Here is a 350-nt window from a genome sequence, read left to right as displayed (position 1 = left end):
CCCCTACCTTCCCCTCCCGGCAGGCGTTCACGTACCAGCCCCCCGGTGCCCCCCCCGCCCGGGGCCCCCCCCCCGCCCCGCCCGGCCCGCCCCCCCCCCCCCCCCCCCCCCGCCCCCGCGGGCACTGCCCCCCCCCCCCCCCCCCCGCCCCGCGGCCCGGCCCCCCCCCCCCCCCCCCCCCACCAACCACCCCCCCCCCCCCCCCCCCCCCCCCCCCCCCGGCCCCCCCCCCCCGGGCCCGCCCGGCCCCCCAAACCGCCCCCGGGCCCCGGCGGGGGGCCCTTCACCGAGCGGACGACGAGGTTCGAACTCGCGACCTCAACCTTGGCAAGGTTGCGCTCTACCAACTG

Annotated in this window: 1 protein-coding gene; it reads right to left on the bottom strand. The window is 85.7% G+C overall.

The window, feature by feature from the left end; translation table 11 throughout:
• A partial coding sequence (locus AAHZ94_RS35155) for a hypothetical protein (protein WP_349997698.1) occupies positions 1 to 350 on the bottom strand: 350 nt, incomplete at both ends.

It is taken from the genome of Streptomyces sp. HSW2009 (assembly GCF_040240285.1).
Lineage (GTDB): Bacteria > Actinomycetota > Actinomycetes > Streptomycetales > Streptomycetaceae > Streptomyces.
Note: the sequence above shows the minus strand (reverse complement) of the source record. Positions and strands in the feature narration are given on the sequence as shown.